The 2,262-nt window shown below is 29.9% G+C and carries 2 protein-coding genes; both read left to right on the top strand.

All coding sequences use genetic code 11. The annotated features are described in order from the left end of the window. Nucleotides 1–433, top strand: a 433-nt coding sequence (locus tag HPC37_RS10685; protein ID WP_208123092.1) for a hypothetical protein, incomplete at its 5' end; no start/stop codon positions are given. A gap of 632 nt (nt 434–1,065) precedes the next feature. Next, complete coding sequence (locus HPC37_RS10680; protein ID WP_208123091.1) at nt 1,066–1,869, top strand: hypothetical protein; 804 nt, start codon at nt 1,066–1,068, stop codon at nt 1,867–1,869. The last annotated feature ends 393 nt before the right edge of the window (nt 1,870–2,262 follow it).

Below are 2,262 nucleotides of genomic sequence, written 5' to 3'. Positions count from 1 at the left end.
CTTTACTTGCTTCAGGAAGGATAAAGGATGTATTTTTAATACTATTCCAAATCCAACTTCACCAGGTTTGATAGCTGATCTAAATATAGCCACGGCCTTAGTAAAAAAATATGGAGGTAGCTATCAGGAACGTCCTATTCCAATAGGCTATTCTTTGTATACTATAGATCAAAATCTAGAAAGACGACGATCTCAGATTTTTGGGACATATCATTGGATTACTCCAGCTGATTTACAACCGCGATATTCATTATCTAAAATTCCAAGTATTAGAATATTGGGTGGAGGTGGAGAACTTTACCGTGAATATTGGAGACCAATGCTATTTGATTCAGTAGATTCTACATTATATAGTTCAGATGATTATATATCAGAATTTCTTCTTAAATATAAAGATAAACGATATGGAAGAGAATTTTTTCATATTATATAGATTCATTATTAGAAACTTTTCAAAAATTACCAGGAAAAAAATTGGCCATAAACTTGATGCCCATTATTTAAATTTTAGAAATCGGTTTCATTTTGCGCAAAGACAATCCATACCAGAGTCAATGTATACCTTAAATGTCGCAACTACTCCTTCCTTATTAGAAGCTTCTCGCTCATTACCTCTAAATGAACAAATGACAGGTCGTGTACTTTTGACGTTATTAGGTTTTTAATGATGAGCTTGCATATATTGAGTTCGATTCACCTACTGATGAAAGGATTTTTAATTCATCGTATCACTTAACTAGAGTTAATAATGATGTGAAAAAGATTACCCCAGCCCCTGAAATTTTTAAAACACATTAGTGATTTGAGATTTTTCCAAAGACCTATAATTCCTTCTTTTCCTGATTGGAATTTTGAGTCATTTTTAGATATGGAAATAGAAAAGTCGTTGGCGATTTTAAAAGAAAAAAACAATATATTTTCATTTTTAATTAATGATGATTTATTTGAATTAATATGTTGGGCTAAAGAACATAGTCCAAGAAATAGATCATCATTAGCTTCAAGGCTCAGGGCTTTTGCTGATTACAGTATGTATAATAGTTAATTATTTTAAGGATAAAATATATGCTTTTATGTAAAGATGATTATCAAACTTATCTTAAGCTAAGAAATAAAGATATTAGTCCTAATTGGAATATACAGTACAGTACTATTAATGATGTATATGATGCAGTTACTCCAAATAAATTTGGCATAAAATTAGAAATAAAAGTAGATAATACATTCGATGTTAACACTACACCTCAATATCAGAGCACAATGCTATGGTACCATTCTCTGGCTTGGTTAAGAATTATCTACAATCAATATCAAGATTATAATTTTGTTAATAAATATATTGATAATTATTATGAGTTTATTAAGTCTAAAAAATGTGAGGATATCTTTGATACATTAACGTCTCGTGACCACTTGGTAGCAGAGCAAATAAGAAATTTAACCTACTTACTATTACAGCCAGATGAAGAAATCACAAGCAAGGATAAGATAACTAAAATTCTTCCATATTTAATTAATTGGTCTATTTTACCAGGTAATATTGCTAATAATAACCATGGAATGATGCTCGCTTCTGCATTATTGCATGTGCCTTTATTTTTAGACATGCCATTTAAGAAAAGAAATAAGCTAGTTAAATTAGCTTCTAAGAGATTAGTAGAAATCTTAAATGGTGCATTTGATAGTTCTGGCTTATGTAATGAGAATACACACAGTTATCATAAATTTTATATTAAATTTTTAGTTCAGCAAATTTTCGAGTTAAGATTTTTATCAAAATATGAAGCGCACTATCTAAGTCTCATGGATGATTTATCTAAGATATTAGATGTTGCCAAAAAAAACCTTGAATTTAGTTGCTCTACCTAATGGTGAATTACCTCCTTTAGGTGATGGAAATTTAACCCGACAAAAATTAGCTGAACCATTAGAATTTGGTGAATTTTATTCTTCAGATAGCGGCTTTTATTCATATAAACATAAGAAACTCAGGAGTAGATATTTTTCCATGAAGTGTGGATTATCATCAACTACTCATAAACACCTTGATGATACATCTATTTTTATTGGTATGATGGTATCCCGATCATTACAGATGCTGGTTTTTTAAATTATGATTGGCGTGATCCATTAAATGTTCTAGTCAAGTCGCAACGAGGTCATTCGGGCGCATTTTATTATAAGTATGATGATTTTTATCCAGCAACTTTATATAAAGATAATCAAGATAAAAACAGAATTATTTCAAGTCTTGATTTTGAT

The sequence above is a fragment of the Spirabiliibacterium mucosae genome, assembly GCF_014884965.1.
Taxonomy (GTDB): Bacteria; Pseudomonadota; Gammaproteobacteria; order Enterobacterales; family Pasteurellaceae; genus Spirabiliibacterium; species Spirabiliibacterium mucosae.
Note: the sequence above shows the minus strand (reverse complement) of the source record. Positions and strands in the feature narration are given on the sequence as shown.